Origin of the sequence: Micromonospora sp. NPDC093277 (assembly GCF_044765245.1) — a bacterium.
Taxonomy (GTDB): domain Bacteria; phylum Actinomycetota; class Actinomycetes; order Mycobacteriales; family Micromonosporaceae; genus Micromonospora.
Genome location: NZ_JBIWJO010000006.1, coordinates 200,191 through 218,324, shown reverse-complemented (window position 1 = coordinate 218,324; position 18,134 = coordinate 200,191). Strand labels below are relative to the sequence as shown.

Sequence of the window (18,134 nt, the reverse complement as noted above, 5' to 3'; positions counted from 1 at the left end):
GGCCCCGGGGGGGGGGGGGGGGCCCCCCCCGGCCCCCCCCCCCCGCCGCCACCACCGGAGCGAGGAGGGAGGTAGGAGCGACAAACGCACGGGGGACCGGGCCATCCGACGAAAAGGGAGCACACCCCTCATGGCCGACCACAGCACCCCGCACCGTCCGAGAAACCGGCTCCGCGCGGGCCTGGCCGCCCTCGCCGGCGCCGCGCTGGCCGCCACCTCCGTCACCGTCGTGGCGCTCACCTCCACCGCCACCCCGGCCCGGGCCGCCGGGCTGTCCCCGTTCGACATCGCCGGCCGCGGCGCCACCGTCCCGTTCGTGGAGCAGGAGGCGGAGCGGGCCGTCCACACCGGCACCCGGATCGGCCCCGACCGGCACTACGGCACCCTGCCGTCGGAGGCGTCCGGCCGGGAGGCGGTCACCCTCGACGCCGTCGGCGAGTACGTCGAGTTCACCCTGACCGCCCCGGCCGATGCGATGACCTTCCGGTACAGCCTGCCGGACAACGCCGCCGGCACCGGCCGGGACGCCACCATCGACCTGCGGGCCAACGGCACCCTGGTCAAGTCCGTCCCGGTCACCTCGCGGTACGGCTGGTTCTACGGCGGATACCCGTTCAACAACAACCCCGGCGACACCGACCCGCATCATTTCTACGACGAGACCCGGACGATGTTCGGTGCCACCTACCCGGCCGGCACGAAGATCCGCCTGCAGGTCTCCTCGACCGCGCAGTCACCCACCTTCACCGTCGACCTGGCCGACTTCGAGCTGGTCGGCGCGCAGATCGCGAAGCCGGCCGGGGTGCTGGACGTGGTGACCGACTTCGGCGCCGACCCGACCGGCGCCACCGACTCCACCGCGAAGTTCCAGGCCGCCGTCGACGCCGGCAAGGCGCAGGGGAAGACGGTGTGGATTCCCGCCGGCACCTTCACCCTCTGGGACCACGTGGTGGTCGACGGGGTGACCCTGCGCGGCGCCGGGCCCTGGTACTCGGTGCTCGGCGGGCGGCACCCCACCGACCGCAAGCGGGCGGCCGGTGTCTACGGCAAGTACGTCGCCGGCGGCGGCTACGGCGGGCAGATCCGGCCGCACGAGGCCGGCGGGCCCAGCCGCAACGTCACCCTGCGGGACTTCGCGATCATCGGCGACATCCGGGAGCGGGTCGACGAGGACCAGGTCAACGCCCTCGGCGGGGCGCTGTCCAACTCGGTGGTCGACAACCTCTGGCTGCAGCACACCAAGGTCGGCGCCTGGATGGACGGGCCGATGGACAACCTGACCATCCGCAACAGCCGGATCCTCGACCAGACCGCGGACGGGGTGAACTTCCACTGGGGGGTCACCAACTCCACGGTCACCAACACCTTCGTCCGCAACACGGGTGACGACGGCCTGGCCATGTGGGCGCAGAACGTGCCCAACGTCAACAACGCCTTCACCTTCAACACCGTCGGCGTCACCGTCCTGGCCAACAACCTGGTCACCTACGGCGGCCGGGACATCCGGATCACCGACAACGTGACCGCCGACTCGGTCACCAACGGCGGCGGCATCCACGTCGCCAACCGATATCCGGGCGTGAACGGCCCGACCGCGGTCGCCGGCACGATCACCGTGGCCCGCAACACCCTGATCCGCAACGGCAACTCCGACTACAACTGGCGCTTCGGCGTCGGCGCGATCTGGTTCTCCGCGCTCAACGAGCCGATCCAGGGCGCCGCCGTCAACGTCACCGACACCGACATCCTGGACAGCTCGTACGCGGCCCTGCACTGGATCGAGGGGCAGACCAGCGGGATCAACCTGAACAACGTCCGCATCGACGGGGCCGGGACGTTCGCCGTCCAGGTGCAGGCGCCCAGCCAGGTCAGCTTCACGAACGTCCGGGCCACCGGCATCGCCCAGGCCAATCCGATGTACAACTGCGTCGGCGGCGGGTTCCAGATCACCCAGGGCGCCGGCAACTCCGGCTGGTACTCGGCCAACCCGTACTGCGGCCCGTGGCCGGAACCGCAGTGGGGCAACGGCCCGTCCACCCCGCCCAGCCCGACACCGACCACCGCGACGCCGAGCCCCACGCCGACCGGTCCGCCGCCGGCAGGCGGCAACCTCGCCCTCGGCCGGCCGGTCACCGCGTCGAGCACCACCCAGACGTACGTGGCGGCCAACGCGGTGGACGGCAACGCCGGCAGCTACTGGGAGAGCGCCAACAACTCCTTCCCGCAGACCCTGACCGTGGACCTCGGCGCGGCGCGTGCCGTCGACCGGGTGGTGTTGAAACTTCCGCCCGGCTGGGAGCGGCGCACCCAGACCCTGGCCGTGCTCGGCTCCACCGACGGGTCGACGTGGAGCACGGTGAACGCGTCGGCCGGCTACACCTTCGACCCGGCCGGCGGCAACACGGTGTCGATCCCGCTGCCGGCGGGCGACCGGCGGTACGTCCGGCTCAGCTTCACCGCCAACACCGGCTGGCCGGCCGGGCAGGTCGCCGAGTTCGAGGTGTACGGCGGGACGGGCACCACCCCGCCACCGACCACCGCGCCGCCGCCGACCACCGCCCCGCCACCGACCACCACGCCGCCACCGACCACCACCCCGCCGCCCAGCGGCAACCTGGCCGCCGGGCGGCCGGTGACCGAGACCAGCCACGCCGACGTGTACGTGGCGACCAACGCCGTCGACGGCAACGCCGGCAGCTACTGGGAGAGCGCCAACAACGCGTTCCCGCAGTCGCTCACCGTCGACCTCGGCGCGGCGTACCCGGTGTCCCGGATCGTGCTGAGGCTGCCACCGTCACCGGCCTGGCAGACCCGTACCCAGACCCTGTCCGTGCTCGGCTCCACCGACGGGTCGACGTGGAGCACCGTGAAAGCGTCGACCGGCTACACCTTCGACCCGGCCACCGGCAACACCGCCACGATCACCTTCCCCGCCACCAGCCAGCGGCACCTGCGGCTGACCTTCACCGGCAACACCGGCTGGCCGGCCGGCCAGCTCAGCGAGTTCGAGGCGTACGCCAGCTGACCGTCCCCGGGGGTCCCCGCGGCGCGGCGGGGACCCCACCCACCCCCACCACCCACCTCTCCACCACCCCCGGAAGAAGGTGTCCCTCCGCCATGTCCAGATTCCGCATCCGACTGGTCGCGGTGCTCGCCGCGATCGGACTGGCCGTCACGGCCCCACCCCCGTCTCCGGCCGCCGCGGCCGGCGGCCCCAACCTCGCCCTCGGCCGGGCCGCCTCGGCCAGCAGCGCCAACGGCCCCTACACGGCGGGCAACCTGACCGACGGCAACGCCGGCAGCTACTGGGAGAGCAGCAACAACGCCTTCCCGCAGTGGGCGCAGGCCGACCTGGGCACCGCCCAGACCGTCGACCAGGTCGTCCTGAAACTGCCCGCGAGCTGGGAGTCCCGTACCCAGACCCTCTCCGTGCAGGCCAGCACCGACGGCAGCGGCTTCACCACCGTCGTGAGCTCGGCCGGCCGCACGTTCAGTCCCGCCAACGGCAACACCGTCACCCTGACCCTCCCGGCCACCACCACCCGGTACGTCCGCGTCGCGATCACCGCCAACGCCGGCTGGCCCGCCGCGCAACTCGCCGAGCTGGAGGTGTACGGCGTCACCAGCTCCACCACCAACCTCGCCCTCGGCCGGCCGATGACCGAGAGCAGCCACGCCGACGTGTACGGCGCGGGCAACGCCAACGACGGCAACCCGGCCAGCTACTGGGAGAGCGCCAACAACGCCTTCCCGCAGTGGATCCGCGCCGACCTCGGCGGCACCGTGGGAGTCAACAAGCTGGTGCTCAAGCTCCCCGCCAGCTGGCCGGCGCGCACCCAGACCCTCACCGTGCAGGGCGGCACCGACGGCACCACCTTCAACACCCTCGTCGCCTCCACCGGGTATGCGTTCGACCCGGCCGGCGGCAACACCGTCACCATCAGCTTCGCCACCGCGAGCACCCGCTACGTCCGGCTGCTCTTCACCGCGAACACCGGCTGGCCGGCCGGGCAGCTCGCCGAGTTGGAGATCTACGGCCCGACCGCCGGGGACACCCAGCCGCCCACCGCCCCCGGCAACCTGTCCTTCACCGAACCGGCCCCCGACCAGATCCGGCTGACCTGGACCGCGTCGACCGACAACGTGGGCGTCACCGGCTACGACGTCTACGCCAACGGCACGCTGCGCACCAGCGTCGACGCCTCGACCCTGACCTGGACCGACAGCCAGCCGGCCGGCACCACCGTGGCCTACTACGTCCGGGCGCACGACGCCGCCGGAAACCAGTCCGCGAACAGCAACACCGTCACCCGCACCGGCAACACCGGGGACACCATCCCGCCCACCGCACCCGGCAACCTGGCGTACACCCAGCCCGGGCCGGGGCAGATCCGGCTGACCTGGACGGCGTCGACCGACAACGTGGGCGTCACCGGCTACGACGTCTACGCCAACAACGCGCTGCGCGCCACCGTCAACGGCACCACCCTGACGTACACCGACACCCAGCCGGACAGTGCCACCGTCTCCTACCACGTCCGGGCCCGGGACGCCGCCGGGAACGTCTCGGCGACCTCCAACACCGTCACCCGGACCGGCAGCACGCCGACCGGCCGTAACCTGGCCGTAGGCAAGCCGATCACCGCCTCCTCCGTGGTGCACGTCTTCAACGCCGTCAACGCCAACGACGACGACGTGACGACCTACTGGGAGGGTGCGCCCGGGGCATACCCGAGCACGCTCACCGTCGCGCTCGGCGCCAACGCCAGCATCACCGCCATCGTGGTCAAGCTGAACCCCGACCCGGTCTGGGGACCGCGTACGCAGACCTTCCAGGTGCTCGGCCGGGAGCAGTCCGCGTCGACGTTCAGCACGCTGGTCGGCTCGGCGACGTACTCGTTCAACCCGACCAGCAGCAACACCGTCACCATCCCGGTGACCGCCACCGCCGCCGACGTGCGGCTGCAGTTCACCGCCAACTCCGGCTCGTCCAACGGACAGGTGGCCGAGTTCCAGGTGATCGGCACGCCCGCGCCGAACCCGGACCTGACCGTCACCGGCCTGTCGTCCGCGCCGGCCGCGCCGGTGGAGACCGACCCGATCACCCTGTCCGCCACCGTCCGCAACATCGGCACCGCCGCGTCCACCGCCACCGCGGTCACCTTCTACCTGGGTACGACCAGGGTCGGCACCGCCGCCGTCGGCGCCCTGGCCGCCGGGGCGTCGGCGACCGTCTCGGCCGACATCGGCGTACGCGACGCCGGCAGCTACGAGGTCACCGCCACGGTCGACGAGGCGAACACGGTCATCGAGCAGGACGAGTCGAACAACAGCCGGACCGGCTCGCTGACCGTCAGCCCGGTGGCCAGCTCCGACCTGGTCGCCGGGGCGGTCACCTGGTCGCCGGGTACGCCGAGCGCCGGCACCGCGGTCAGTTTCGCGGTGTCGATCCGCAACCAGGGCACGATCGCCTCGGCCGGCGGTGCGCACGGCATCACCCTCACCCTGCTCTCCGACACCGGTGCGGCGGTGCGCACCCTCACCGGCTCCTACAGTGGCGTCCTCGCGGCCGGGGCGACCAGCCCATCGGTCGACCTGGGCAGCTGGACGGCGGCCAACGGGAAGTACACCGTGCGGGTGGTCCTCGCCGTCGACGCCAACGAGCTGCCGGTCAAGCAGCAGAACAACACCAGCGACCGGCCGTTCTTCGTCGGTCGCGGGGCGAACGTGCCCTACGACATGTACGAGGCCGAGGACGGCCGGATCGGCGGCGGGGCGCAGGTGATCGGGCCGAACCGCACCATCGGCGACCTGGCTGGTGAGGCGTCCGGGCGGCGCGCGGTGACCCTGAACAGCACCGGCGCGTACGTGGAGTGGACCACCCGGGCGGCGACCAACACCCTGGTCACCCGCTTCTCCATTCCGGACTCCGCCGGTGGCGGCGGGGTCGACTCGACGTTGAACATCTACGTCAACGGCGTCCTGCACAAGCCGATCAACCTGACCTCGAAGCACATCTGGCTCTACGGCGCCGAGGCGAGCCCGAGCGACTCACCGGGCGCGGGCGCCCCACGGCACCTGTACGACGAGGCCAACGTGATGCTGAACTCGACCGTCCCAGCCGGCAGCGTCATCCGGCTGCAGAAGGACCCGGCCAACAGCACCACGTACGCGATCGACTTCGTCAACACCGAGCTGGTGTCGCCGCGGCCCAACCCGGACCCGGCCCGCTACCGGGTGCCGAACGGCTTCAGCCAGGCCGACGTGCAGAACGCCCTGGACGCCGTCCGGATGGACACCACCGGCACCCTGGTCGGGGTCTACCTGCCGCCCGGCACCTACGACACCGCCCAGAAGTTCCAGGTGTACGGCAAGGCGGTCCAGGTGGTCGGCGCCGGTATGTGGTACACCCGCTTCCAGACGCCGCCGTCGCAGCAGAACACCGACGCCGGTTTCCGGGTCGAGCCCACGGCCAGCGGTTCCACCTTCGCCCACCTGTCCTTCTTCGGCAACTACACCAACCGCATCGACGGGCCGGGCAAGGTGTGGGGCGAGCTGAAGGACGTCAACAACCTGACCCTGGACAGCGTCTGGGTCGAGCACACCGTCTGCGCGTACTGGGGGGTCCACGTCAGCGGCCTGACCATCCGGGACAGCCGGTTCCGTGACACCTTCGCCGACGGGGTGAACATGACCAACGGCAGCACCGGCAACCTCGTCACCAACACCGAGGGGCGGTCCAACGGGGACGACGCGTTCGCGTTGTTCTCGGCGACCGACCAGGGCGCGTCGACCGGCAACCACGGCAACGTGTTCGAGAACCTGACCGCCACGCTGACCTGGCGGGCGGCCGGCCTCGCGGTGTACGGCGGCTACGACAACATCTTCCGTAACCTCCACATCGCCGACATGCTGACGTACTCCGGCATCACCATCAGCTCGCTGGACTTCGGCTACCCGTTCATCGGGTTCGGGGCCAGCCCGCCGACCCAGTTCCAGAACGTCTCGTTGGTGCGGGCGGGCGGCCACTTCTGGGGCGCGCAGACCTTCCCGGCGATCTGGGTCTTCTCCGCCTCGAAGGAGTTCCGCGGCATCCGGGTGTCCGACGTCGACATCGTCGATCCCACCTACTCGGGGATCATGTTCCAGACGAAGTACACCGGCAGCCAGCCGGAGAACCCGATCACCGACACGGTGTTCACCAACGTGTCGATCTCCGGGGCGAAGCGCAGCGGTGACGCCTTCGACGCCAAGTCCGGCTTCGGGATCTGGGCCAACGAGATGCCGGAGGCCGGGCAGGGCCCGGCCGTCGGCTCCGCCACCTTCGTCAACCTCCGGCTGTCCGACAACTACCAGGACATCCGGAACACGACCAGCACGTTCACCATCAACCGGAGCTGACCCGCCCGGGATCGGCCGGCGCCGCCGGGGGGACAAGGTCCTCCCGGCGGCGTCCCTGCTCCCGTCACTGCATCGAGCAGGGGGCACCGTCGACGGTGCACCCCTCGGGCGCCCGGGCGCGCGTGTCCCGTACGTCGAACCGGAACGTCGTCGACCCCTGGGCCGGCACGGTCTTCCCGGTGAAGGTGACGACCTGCCCGTCCTGTCGCCACTCGACGCCGGTCGTGTTGTTGACCGTGGCCCCCGAGGCCAGCGTCACGACCACCGTCCAGCCCTGCTTCTCCGCCTTGCCCGGGTTGGTCACCACCACCTCACCCCGGTAGCCGAACAGCCGGTCGGAGATGGTCTGGTAGCGGGCGGTCAGCGGGGAGCCCTGCGTGGGGGGCGTGCTGGGCGTCCGGGTCGGCGTGGCGGTGCTCGGGGACGGAGACGGGGACGGGGATTGGGACGGGGACGGGGTGGTGCTGCTCCGGGCGGCGGTCGGCGCGGTCCGCGACGAGGTGCTCCGGGGGGTGGGGTTCGTGACGGTCGGCACCTGCAGCGTCGACTGCGGCGCGGCCTCCAGGACCCCCGGTGCCGGTCGGCTCAACCACACCGCCGCCCCGCCGGCCAGGGCGAGGCAGGCCAGCCCGCCACCGATCACCCCGGCCCGGCGGCGGCGCCCGGCCCGGGTACGGACGTCGCCGAGCAACCGGACCACGGGCAGCTCGGCGGTCAACCCGCCCTCGGCGCGCCGCAGGTCGACGCGCTGGAACGCCAGCCAGTCGAGGATCGCCGGCAACCGCACGGTCACCGCCTGCTGGTGATGCTCCGACCGGCGGGCGTACGGTTCGGCGTCCCACTCGCCCTCCACCAGCACCTCGTGCACCGACAGCCGGCAGCCGTGTCCGGAGGGGACGATCTGGCAGGTCAGCCGGGTGCGTCGGTCGCCCTCCCGGCAGTCCAGCACGTACCGCTGCGGCGCCTCCTGCTCGACCACCGTCGCCTCGAGGTCGGCGTCGAACCCGGGCAACCCCGCCGTACGCAGCAGCAACCGCTCCGGCCGGTCCTCCGGCGGGGCGTTCTCAGCGAACCACTTGGCCAGCAGCGGGGGCTCCGTCAACGCCCGCCACACCGTCTCGGACGGGTGGAACAGGTCGACTTCGATGCCGATCTCGATCACGCGGAGACTCTACGGGTCGGCCTGTGCCGCCTTTCCGGATGGGGATCCCCGCCGTCGCGCTGTCACGTCGGCTGTTCCGAACCGCCCTCGTGCCACCGGGCACGCCAGGCGGCCTCGCGTGTCTCGTGCATGGTCTTCTCCTCGTACACCGCCCGGCGCAGGGCGTTGCGGGAATCCGCGAAGACCAGCACCTCGACCACGACGAGCCCGACGCAGATGGCGGTCAGCAGGCTGAGCGCCGCGAGGGCCGGCAGCAGCCGTCCGAGGGGAAGCCCGGCCCCGAACGCGAGAAGCACGCCGACCCGCGTCCAGGCCACGGTCCTCAGCATGCGCAGTTGGAACAGCAGGTCGGTGGCCAGGTAGACCATCACCCCGGCGAACAGCAGCGTCACGGATGATCCCCGTCCCCGCTCGGTCACCCCGCCCACCGGGTCGGTGATCGTGGAGACCAGCTCCTCCGCGCCGATCGCGAACAGGATCACGCCGGCGATCATCGGCAGGTAGAGGTAGGCGTACGCGTCGCGGGCCATCGCCAACCGGGGCGGGCCCTCGGCGGAGTGCAGCGCGATCCGGGCGGCCGGGCCGATCATGTCGAAGTGCGCCCACCACAGCGCCGCCGTGAAGAGGATGCCCAACATCGCCGCCACGATGGCCGGCCACGTCACCGGCTTGCCGAGCAGGTTGCCGCCGACGCCGACGGAGATGACCGACTCGCCCAGCGCGATGATCAGGATCAGGTCGTAGCGTTCCGTCCAGTGCTCGGCGGAGGTGACCTCCCAGCCCCTGGTGCCGCCCAGGAACCCGCCGGCGTACTGGACGATGACAACGACGATCCACACCCCGTCCCGGAACCACATCGCGAGGTCCGGATCGGCGATACGCATCGGAAGAACCGCCGCTATCAGCAGCAGGAAGGCCGTGATCGCCACCTCGGGGAGAAGGTGGAGCAGCTGGCGGCGGGCGTGCGGCCGGCCCCGGGTGGCGTGCGCGTACAGCACCAGGTGCATGGCGCGGAACACCAGGTAACTGATCGTGACCACGATCGGTCCGCCGATGCCCAGTTGGTGGTCGCCGAAGGTCTGCGGCAGGGCCAGCGCGAAGGTGAACAGCGCGATCATGCCGACCACCATCAGCACCGGGACGAAGCCCTCGCCGAGCCGGAGCCGGGCGGCGACCATGCTGTGCACCACCCAGCACCACCAGAGCACGGCGAGCACCAGCATGGCGTGCAGCAGTTGTCGACCGCCCACGTTCGCGGCGGTGGCCCGGGTGATGATGAAGAACGACACGACGAAGACGAGGTCGAAGAAGACCTCGAACTTGTCCACCCGGGCGGCCGGGGCGATCGGGATGGCCGGCCCCAGCCCCCCGCGTCTCCAGTCGCCACCCACCGGACGAGTCTCGCAGCGCCGGGGCGGTCGCGGGCCGGAATCCGCGCACGCCCGACCCGGGCCGGACCTGTCCCGCCAACCGGACGGCCGTCGCGGGCAGGTGCGGGGTGGCCGTGCTGGTCAGGTCCGGACCGTACGGTGTGGAATCGTTCTCACCACAGCCCGGGCCGCCCGTCTCACTCGCCGAGTCGCTGTCGGGCGAGGAACTTCGGCACCACCATCCGCCATGACTCGGTCACCAGCTCGGTCATCCGCTCGTGGTCGAGCCGGTGCAGATGGCAGCACACCCAGTTGAACCGCAGGTCGGACGGGCGGGGGAGGAAGAACAGGTCCGGCTCGGCGGCGATCAGAGCGTCCCGTTCCAGCTTCGGGTAGCCGAAGCCCATTGTCAGTTCGTCCTGGCTGAACGCGACATAGACGATGGCGCCCACCCGGAACTTGACCCGGTCGCGGATCAGGTGCTCGCTGGTGCGGGGGAGCGTCCGGGCCAGGGCCCGGACGTCGTCGACGGTGACCACGGCCCGACCGTATCGCCGCCGGGTGACATTCGTGTCACCGGGCCGCGCCGCTACCGCCCTCCGTGGCCGGAGCCGCGTGGGCGAGCGCGACCCGGAGCGCGTCGACCATCGGCGCGTCGGGGTGCTCGATCCCGTGCTGGGTGGCGACCCGCAGGGTGGCCAGGAAGGTCGCCGCCATGATCCGGGCGCGTAGCGCCCGGTCGGGGCCGGTGAGCCGCGGGGCGAGTTCGCCGGCCAGTTCGCGTTCGCTCGCGGCGTACGCGGCGGCCTGGTGCGCGATCAGGCCCGGGTGCCCGTGCAACTGGCGGCGGCGGTTCAGCCAGGACATGCCGGTGCCGTCGTCGCTGTAGACCTCGGCCGCCAGGTGCAGGGCCGCCCGGCTCAACGCGGCCCACGGCGGGTCGTCGGCGGGCTGCGCGCGCAGCAGGTCCAGCAGTCGGCGCAGCCATCTGGTGTCGCCGTGGAAGAGGGCCTCCTCCTTGCTGGAGAAGTAGTTGGAGAACGTCCGCCGGGAGACGTTCGCGGCGTCGGCGATCGCCTCGACGGTGATCCGGTCCGGCCCCTGCTCGGCGGCGAGGCGTAGGGCCGCCTCGTGCAGGGCCAGGCGGGTGGCCGCCTTCTTGCGTTCCCGCAGCCCCGCCGCCTCATCCATGGGGTCAGGGTACGCGAGGCGTGATTCATTTCTCAATGAGCAAACTTGCCTGATGCGCAAGATTCCTTGATGCTTGCTTGAGGCAACCAACGTCGGTCTGGAGGACAAGAGTGGACACCGCCGCCCGTGAACTCGGCACGCGGCTGCACGACCTGTTGACCGGCGTGCGGCTGCTCAAACAGCGACGTGTCGACGAGCGGTCGGCCGTGCCCCCGGGCCTGCTGGGCCCGCTCATGCTCATCGAGCGCAGCGCCAGCGGCTGCCATGCCCGGGAACTGGCCGAACGTGGCCGGCTCGACCCGTCGACCGTCAGTCGTGCCGTCGGGGCCCTCGTCGCGCACGGCCTGGTCGAACGGCGACCCGATCCGACCGACCGGCGGGCCAGTCAACTGATCATCACCCCGGCCGGCCGGGCCGCCCTGGCCGAGACGAACGACTGGTACGGGCAGCTGCTCACCCGGGCGCTCGCCGACTGGACCCCCGACGAGGTGGCGGCGCTGTCCACCGCGCTCGACCGCTTCACCCGCGACCTCGGGGTCGCCCTCGCACACCACAACAACCAGGAGGACGCGCGATGAGCGCACCCACCGCAACGGCCGACGCCGCACCGATGAGCCGACGGCAGACGCTCGAAGCACTCAGCGGCCTGCTGCTGGTGCTCTTCGTCGCGATGCTCAGCAGCACGGTCGTCTCGATCGCGCTGCCGAAGATCATCGGCGCGCTGAACGGCTCCCAGACCCAGTACACCTGGGTGGTGACCGCGACCCTGCTCACCGCCACCGCCAGCACCCCGATCTGGGGCAAGCTGGCCGACCTGTTCAACAAGAAGCTGCTGATCCAGATCGCCATCGTCGTCTTCCTGCTCGGTTCGGTCGTGGCCGGCTTCGCGCAGACCGCCGGGCAGCTCATCGCCGCCCGGGCGTTCCAGGGAATCGGTGTCGGTGGGCTCCAGGCGCTGGTCCAGGTCGCCATCGCGGCGATGATCCCGCCCCGTGAGCGGGGCCGCTACAACGGCTACCTGGGCGGCGTCATGGCCCTCGCGACGGTCGGTGGCCCGCTGCTCGGCGGCCTCATCGTCGACACGTCCTGGCTCGGCTGGCGCTGGTGCTTCTTCGTGGGCGTGCCGGTCGCCGTCGTCGCGCTGATCCTGCTCCAGGCCACCCTGAACCTGCCCACCATGCGCCGGGACAACGTCAAGATCGACTACCTCGGTGCCAGCCTGATCGCCGCCGGCGTCAGCGTGCTGCTGATCTGGATCTCGTTCGTCGACGCCTCCTTCGCCTGGCTCTCCTGGCAGAGCGCGGTGATGGTCGGCGGCGCGCTGCTGCTGCTCGCCCTCGCGACCTGGGTCGAGTCGCGCGCCGCCGAGCCGGTCGTCCCCCTGAAGATCGTCCGTGAGCGCACCACCGCGCTGGCGATCCTCGGCAGCCTGGCGGTCGGCATGGCCATGTTCGGCGGCTCCGTCTTCCTCGGCCAGTACTTCCAGATCGGCCGCGGCTACACCCCCACCGAGGCCGGCCTGCTCACCATCCCGATGATGGCCGGCGTCCTGCTGTCGTCGATCGTCGCCGGGCGGCTGATCACCGCCAGCGGGCGGATCAAGCCCTACATCGTCGCCGGCTCGATCATCCTCGTCGCCGGCTTCGCCCTGCTCGGCACCATCGACCACGAGACCCCGCTGCTGCTGCTCGGCACCGCCATGTTCATCGTCGGCGTCGGCGTCGGCATGACGATGCAGAACCTCGTGCTCGCCGTGCAGAACACCGTCCAGCTGAAGGACATCGGCGCGGCCAGTTCCAGCGTCGCGTTCTTCCGCTCCCTCGGCGGCACCATCGGCGTGTCGGTGCTCGGCGCCATCCTCGCCCGTCGGGTCACCGAGCGGATCACCCACGACCTCGCCGCCGCCGGCATCCCGACCTCCGGCGGCGGTGGCAGCACGCTCAACCTCGGGGCGCTGCCGGCGCCGGTGCAGCACATCGTCCGTGCCGCGTACGGCGACGCCACCGGGCACATCTTCTTCATCTCGGCGGCCATCGCCGTCGTCGGTGTCATCGCCGCGTTGCTGCTCAAACCGGTCACCCTGCGGTCGAGCCTCGACCTGCCGGACGCCGCGCGGTCGACCGCCGTCGCGGCGGACGCGGTCGACGGGGCACCCGCCTTCGACCAGGTGAACGTGGACGCGGTGGACACCGAGGCACCCTCCCGCCGCTGACGCAGTAACCCGGCCGTGGGGGGGGGGGGGGGGGCCGGGGGGGGCCCCCCCCCCGCCCCCTCTGGTTTGGGTGGGGGGGGCACCCCCCCCCCCCCCCCCCCCCCCCCCCCCCCCCCCCCCGGGGGGGGGCCGGGCGGCGGGGGGGGCCCCCCCCCCACGCCGCGTCCGGGCGGGAATGGCGCGGCCGTACCGGATCGGGCCGCTCCGCGAGCGGACCGTCCGGATTGTCCTCCCGGTCGGGGCCGTCCGGGGCCGGTTTGCCCGCGTCGGCCCCGGGAACGTGGCGGGGGACGAGCGCGCCGCCGACGGGTGGCGCCGTGAAGGGGGTCTGCGTCATGGCCAACGCCCAGCAGCCACTGCGCGGCAAACGAGTCGCCTTCCTCGCCACGGACGGGGTGGAGGACGTCGAGTACACGCGGTCCCGGGCCGCCGCGGAGCAGGCGGGTGCCGAGGCACACCTGATCTCCATCAGGTCCGGCGAGGTCCAGTCGATGGACCACGACATCAACCCGGCCAACCGCTATCCCGTGGACCGTACGGTGGACCAGGCGAATCCCGCCGACTACGACGCCCTGGTGCTGCCCGGCGGTACGGTGAACCCCGACCGGCTCCGGATGAACCCGGCGGCGATGAACTTCGTCAGGGCGTTCTTCCAGCAGGCCAAGCCGGTGGCCGCGATCTGCCACGGCCCGTGGTCGCTGGTCGAGACCGGTCTCGTCAAGGGGCGGACGGTCACCTCGTACCCGAGCCTGCGGACCGACATCGTCAACGCCGGCGGGAACTGGGTGGACCAGCAGGTCCAGGTCGACGGCGGCCTGGTCACCAGCCGCAACCCCGGCGACCTGCCGGCGTTCTGCGACCGGATGGTCGAGGCGTTCGCCGAGGGCAGGCACGAGCGCCGGACGGTGAACGCCTGACGTCGGGAGAGGCATGGGCGCGAGAACCTTCATGGTGGTCGGCGGGACCAGCGGCCTCGGCCTGGCGGTCGCCCGCCTGCTGGTCGAGGAGCATCGGGTAGCCGTGCTGGGCGACGTGCGCGACGAGGTCGCCGCGGTGGCCGACGACCTGGAGTGCGCCGGGATCGTCTGCGACGTCGCCCGCTACGACCAGGTTCGGGAGGCGTTCGTCGAGGTGGTCGACCGGTACGGCGCCATCGACGGTGTCGCCGCGTGCGCGTCGATGTGGGCGGGCGGTGACCTGGCGGACCTCTCCCCGCAGCACATCCGCCGGGCCGTCGAGGTCAACGCGCTCGGCACCACCTACGTGCTCAAGGAGGCGTTGCACCACCTGCACCGGCAGGGCTTCGGGAACGTGGTGTACGTCGGCGCGATGGCGGTGACGAGGGCCCGCCCGGGCATCCCGGTCTACCGGGCCACCAAGAGCTACGGCAGCAGCCTGGTGGAGTCGTTGGCGGAGGCGCAGCACAGCAACCGGATCAAGGTCATGCAGTTGCACCCGGGACCGATGCCCACCCGCCTGCAGGAGCGGGTGGGCGACGAGTTCCTCGACGAGACGTACGCCGGGCCGGAGCAGGTCGCCGTCGAGGTCGTACGGCTGCTCCAGCTCGCCCCCGACGACCTGTACGTCTCCGGCGGGCAGGTGCTGCGGGCGGACGGGCGGTGGTGACGGGCGCCGGCATCCCGCCCGAAGCGGCCTGGCCGAGCCAGGATTCATAGACAAGGGTCTTTACTGTTAACAAGGTTTAATTTATGTTCGTGGCAGCTCCGCGAGTCGTCCCAAGGGAGTTGCCGTCATGCGTCGAAGAATCACCGTCCCGCTCCTCAGCACCGGCGTCGTCGCCGCCACCCTGGCCGTCGCCGCACCCGCCCAGGCCCACGGTTACGTCTCCTCGCCACCCAGTCGCCAGGCGCTCTGCGCGCAGAACAAGGTCCCGGACTGCGGGCAGATCAAGTACGAGCCGCAGAGCGTCGAGGGCCCGAAGGGCCTGCGCAGCTGCCACGCCGGGCTCGCCCAGTTCGCCGTCCTGAACGACGACAGCCGCAACTGGCCCGCCACCTCGGTGGGCAGCACTGTCACCTTCACCTGGATCAACACCGCCCGCCACGCCACCAGCAACTGGGAGTACTGGATCGGGAACACCCGGGTCGCCGTCGTCGACGGCGGTGGCCGCCAGCCCGACGCCACCGTGTCGCACACCGTCAACCTCGGCGGCTTCTCCGGCCGGCAGAAGCTCCTCGCGGTGTGGAACATCGCCGACACCGCGAACGCCTTCTACTCCTGCGTCGACCTGCAGATCGGCGGGGGCGGCGGCAACCCGACGCCCAGCCCGACCCCGACCACCCCGTCACCGAGCCCGACCGCGAGCCCGACCAGCTCACCCGCACCGGGCGGCACCTGGACCGCCGGGCGGGCCTACCAGGTGGGGGACCAGGTCACCTACAACGGTCTGACCTACCGCTGCCGCCAGGCGCACACCGCGCTTCCCGGTTGGGAACCGCCGAACGTGCCGGCGCTGTGGCTGCAGGTCTGACCGGGCGGGTGCGGCCACGCCCGGCGTGCGCCGCACCCGCCACCGTCCACCCGCCCGGCGACCGGAGTGGCCGCACCCGTCACCGGCTGGCCGCCGCCGTGCTGGTGCTCCTGCTGGCCGGTTGTGCGGGCCCGCCCGCGTCCACCGCACCCCCGGCGACCCCGTCCGGTGCGGCCGCCGACGCCTCGACCAGCGGGATCGACGTGCTGTTCCTGTCGATGATGGTGGCGCACACCGAGCAGACCCTGCAGATCGTCCGGCTCGGGCTCGACCGCACCGCCGACCCGGAGATCCGGACGCTGATCGCCGCCGTCGAGGTCACCGAGGCGGACGAACTGTCCACCATGCGGGGCTGGCTGCGCGACGCCGGACCCTCGGCCGTGGCCGCCGCCGCCCGGCATGACCACTCCGGGCACAGCGACGCCGTCGCCGGCCTGGCCCGGCTGCGTGCGGCCCGGGTCGGCGAGCTGGACCGGGTGCTGCTCGACGTGCTCGGCGCACACCAGCGGACGGCGGCGAAGCTCGCCGCCGCGCAGCTGGAGGCCGGCACCAGCACCCGGGTGCGGGAGCTGGCCCGGCGCATCGAACAGTCGCGGACCGCGGAGGTCACGCTGATGGCGCGGCTCAGCGCGCCGCCGTCAGGGCCGTGACGGGATGGTGGCGGCGACCGGACCGGACGCCGCCGCACCGTCCCGATCAGCCGCCCCCGGACCGGGCGACCAGCAGCGCCCAGCCCAGGCAGCCGAACGCGGCGCTGTTCAGCACGGCCCGGACCACGTTCCAGCGCACCCAGGCTCCCTCGAACATCGTCCGCAGGGCCGCCGGGTTCGCCGGCCCGGCGGCGTCCACACCCGCGGCGAGCCGGTCGTTGAGCGGCACGTTCACCGCGAACGTCACCACCAGCACCAGCCCGTACAGCAGCAGGGCGGCCAGCAGCCAGGGCAGCGGCGCGCGTCGGCCGGCGGGCAGATGCAGCAGCACGGCCGCGAGTGTGCAGACCAGCGCGCCGCCGAAGCAGAGCGCGAACCAGCCGTTCAGGATGGCCGCGTTGATCGACCGCATGGCCGCGACGAACGCCCGGTCATCCACCCGGGACAGGCCCGGCATCACCGCGTACGCGAAACCGGCGAACAGTCCCGCCATGAGGCCGGTGGTCAGCGCCGCCAGCAGCAGGGCGACGGTCCGCAGCCCGCTCATCGGACACCGCCCCGGACATCGAGTTCGATCATGGCACCATCGAACCCGCGGCGGCCGGGACGATCCATGGCCGAAACTGCCGGAACCATACGTGGACGTCTACGCTCACCGGGTGGACGTGCTCGCCGACGTGCTCCGCGGGCTGCGGGCCCGGGACGCCTTCCTGCTGCGGACCGTGCTGGACCCGCCGTGGTCGATCCGGGTCCGCGACGCCGCCCCGCTCAGCGTCACGACCGTGGTCCGGGGCGGCGCGTTCGTGGTGCCGGACTCCGGCGAGCCGGTGCCGTTGGGCCCCGGGGACGTGGCCGTGCTGCGCGGGCCCGACCCCTACACCGTGGCCGACGCGCCGGGCACCCCACCGCAGGTGGTGATCCATCCGGGCCAGCGCTGCACCACCCTGGACGGGCAGGACCTGAGCACGGTGATGGCGCTCGGCCTGCGTACCTGGGGCACCCGACCGGACGCCGCGACGGCCCTGCTCACCGGCACGTACGCCGGCAGCGGGGCGGTGGGGGCCGGACTGCTCGCGGCCCTGCCGCCGCTGCTGGTGCTCCGCGCCGACGACGGGGACCTGCCGGTCGTCGCGCTGCTCGCCCGGGAACTGGACCGGGACGAGCCCGGGCAGGAGGCGGTGCTGGACCGGCTGCTCGACCTGCTCGTCATCGCCGTGCTGCGGACCTGGTTCGCCCGACCCGACGCGCGGGCTCCCGGCTGGTACCGCGCGTACGCCGATCCGATGGTGGGCCGGGCGGTCCGGCTGGTCCAGCACGATCCCGCGTACCCCTGGACGGTGGCGGCCCTGGCCGCCGAGACCGGCGCCTCCCGGGCCGCCTTCGCCCGTCGCTTCACCGCGCTGGTCGGTGAGCCGCCGATGGCGTTCGTGACCGGATGGCGGCTCGCGCTCGCCGCCGACCTGCTGCGCGACACCGAGCTGACCGTCACGGCCGTGGCCCGCCGGGTCGGCTACGGCACCCCGTTCGCGCTCAGCGCCGCCTTCAAGCGGGTCCGCGGGGTCAGCCCGCGGGCGCACCGCCTCGCTGCCGGAGCACCGACCGCGACGGAGATCACATCGCGCGGTGCGGCCGGCCGGCGCTAATACGCGGGCAGGGT

The 18,134-nt window shown here is 72.2% G+C and carries 14 protein-coding genes; 9 read left to right on the top strand and 5 right to left on the bottom strand.

What is annotated here, in order from left to right; translation table 11 throughout:
* Nucleotides 1–130 precede the first annotated feature (130 nt).
* Together ACIRG9_RS15500 and ACIRG9_RS15495 are read left to right on the top strand one after the other, a co-directional pair.
* Nucleotides 131–3,025, top strand: a complete 2,895-nt coding sequence (locus tag ACIRG9_RS15500) for a discoidin domain-containing protein (RefSeq protein ID WP_402855471.1) — start codon at nt 131–133, stop codon at nt 3,023–3,025.
* 92 nt (nt 3,026–3,117) lie between these two features.
* Nucleotides 3,118–7,401 (top strand): discoidin domain-containing protein, encoded by a 4,284-nt coding sequence (locus tag ACIRG9_RS15495; protein WP_402855468.1) that lies wholly within the window; start codon nt 3,118–3,120, stop codon nt 7,399–7,401.
* Nucleotides 7,402–7,465: 64 nt separating this feature from the next.
* On the opposite strand, the gene ACIRG9_RS15490 is transcribed toward ACIRG9_RS15495, so the two are convergent.
* The 4 genes from ACIRG9_RS15490 to ACIRG9_RS15475 form a co-directional block, all read right to left on the bottom strand.
* Nucleotides 7,466–8,563 (bottom strand): cellulose binding domain-containing protein, encoded by a 1,098-nt coding sequence (locus ACIRG9_RS15490; RefSeq protein WP_402855465.1) that lies wholly within the window; start codon nt 8,561–8,563, stop codon nt 7,466–7,468.
* Nucleotides 8,564–8,625: 62 nt separating this feature from the next.
* Nucleotides 8,626–9,954 carry a low temperature requirement protein A gene (locus ACIRG9_RS15485; RefSeq protein WP_402855462.1) on the bottom strand — a complete coding sequence of 443 codons (1,329 nt, stop codon included), beginning with the start codon at nt 9,952–9,954 and terminating at the stop codon, nt 8,626–8,628.
* Between the two features lie 176 nt (nt 9,955–10,130).
* Nucleotides 10,131–10,472, bottom strand: coding sequence for an MmcQ/YjbR family DNA-binding protein (locus tag ACIRG9_RS15480; RefSeq protein WP_402855459.1), 342 nt, complete (start codon nt 10,470–10,472; stop codon nt 10,131–10,133).
* 34 nt (nt 10,473–10,506) lie between these two features.
* On the bottom strand, nt 10,507–11,124 hold the full coding sequence (locus tag ACIRG9_RS15475; protein ID WP_402855456.1) for a TetR/AcrR family transcriptional regulator: 618 nt from the start codon (nt 11,122–11,124) through the stop codon (nt 10,507–10,509).
* Nucleotides 11,125–11,234: 110 nt separating this feature from the next.
* Here ACIRG9_RS15475 and ACIRG9_RS15470 point away from each other — a divergent pair, with 110 nt between their 5' ends.
* From ACIRG9_RS15470 to ACIRG9_RS15445, 6 genes are all read left to right on the top strand, one after another.
* Complete coding sequence (locus tag ACIRG9_RS15470; RefSeq protein WP_402855453.1) at nt 11,235–11,702, top strand: MarR family winged helix-turn-helix transcriptional regulator; 468 nt, start codon at nt 11,235–11,237, stop codon at nt 11,700–11,702.
* The gene (locus ACIRG9_RS15465) at nt 11,699–13,336 is read left to right on the top strand and encodes an MDR family MFS transporter (protein WP_402855450.1); all 1,638 of its coding nucleotides are present in this window, start codon (nt 11,699–11,701) and stop codon (nt 13,334–13,336) included. Before ACIRG9_RS15470 ends, ACIRG9_RS15465 begins: the two co-directional genes overlap by 4 nt.
* A 335-nt stretch (nt 13,337–13,671) precedes the next feature.
* Entirely contained in the window at nt 13,672–14,253 is a 582-nt protein-coding gene (locus tag ACIRG9_RS15460) for a type 1 glutamine amidotransferase domain-containing protein (protein WP_402856075.1), read from the top strand.
* Nucleotides 14,254–14,266: 13 nt separating this feature from the next.
* Nucleotides 14,267–14,962, top strand: a complete 696-nt coding sequence (locus ACIRG9_RS15455; protein ID WP_402855447.1) for an SDR family NAD(P)-dependent oxidoreductase — start codon at nt 14,267–14,269, stop codon at nt 14,960–14,962.
* A 127-nt stretch (nt 14,963–15,089) separates the two neighbouring features.
* A complete protein-coding gene (locus ACIRG9_RS15450) occupies nt 15,090–15,827 on the top strand; it encodes a lytic polysaccharide monooxygenase (protein ID WP_402855444.1) in 738 nt (245 codons plus the stop codon).
* Nucleotides 15,812–16,477: a DUF305 domain-containing protein gene (locus tag ACIRG9_RS15445; RefSeq protein WP_402855441.1), complete on the top strand. Its 666-nt coding sequence runs from the start codon at nt 15,812–15,814 to the stop codon at nt 16,475–16,477. The genes ACIRG9_RS15450 and ACIRG9_RS15445 overlap by 16 nt, the downstream gene beginning before the upstream one ends.
* Nucleotides 16,478–16,523: 46 nt before the next feature.
* Here the strand turns inward: ACIRG9_RS15445 and ACIRG9_RS15440 are convergent, their stop codons facing one another.
* Complete coding sequence (locus tag ACIRG9_RS15440; protein ID WP_402855438.1) at nt 16,524–17,024, bottom strand: DUF1772 domain-containing protein; 501 nt, start codon at nt 17,022–17,024, stop codon at nt 16,524–16,526.
* A gap of 112 nt (nt 17,025–17,136) precedes the next feature.
* Here ACIRG9_RS15440 and ACIRG9_RS15435 point away from each other — a divergent pair, with 112 nt between their 5' ends.
* On the top strand, nt 17,137–18,120 hold the full coding sequence (locus tag ACIRG9_RS15435) for an AraC family transcriptional regulator (RefSeq protein ID WP_402856072.1): 984 nt from the start codon (nt 17,137–17,139) through the stop codon (nt 18,118–18,120).
* The last annotated feature ends 14 nt before the right edge of the window (nt 18,121–18,134 follow it).

Excerpts from the sequence above, each read along its gene's own strand:
- ACIRG9_RS15500 (WP_402855471.1), top strand. The coding sequence starts at position 131 with ATGGCCGACCACAGCACCCCGCACCGTCCGAGAAACCGGCTCCGCGCG.
- ACIRG9_RS15495 (WP_402855468.1), top strand. The coding sequence starts at position 3,118 with ATGTCCAGATTCCGCATCCGACTGGTCGCGGTGCTCGCCGCGATCGGA.
- ACIRG9_RS15475 (WP_402855456.1), bottom strand. The coding sequence starts at position 11,124 with ATGGATGAGGCGGCGGGGCTGCGGGAACGCAAGAAGGCGGCCACCCGC.
- ACIRG9_RS15465 (WP_402855450.1), top strand. The coding sequence starts at position 11,699 with ATGAGCGCACCCACCGCAACGGCCGACGCCGCACCGATGAGCCGACGG.
- ACIRG9_RS15460 (WP_402856075.1), top strand. The coding sequence starts at position 13,672 with ATGGCCAACGCCCAGCAGCCACTGCGCGGCAAACGAGTCGCCTTCCTC.
- ACIRG9_RS15455 (WP_402855447.1), top strand. The coding sequence starts at position 14,267 with ATGGGCGCGAGAACCTTCATGGTGGTCGGCGGGACCAGCGGCCTCGGC.
- ACIRG9_RS15450 (WP_402855444.1), top strand. The coding sequence starts at position 15,090 with ATGCGTCGAAGAATCACCGTCCCGCTCCTCAGCACCGGCGTCGTCGCC.
- ACIRG9_RS15440 (WP_402855438.1), bottom strand. The coding sequence starts at position 17,024 with ATGAGCGGGCTGCGGACCGTCGCCCTGCTGCTGGCGGCGCTGACCACC.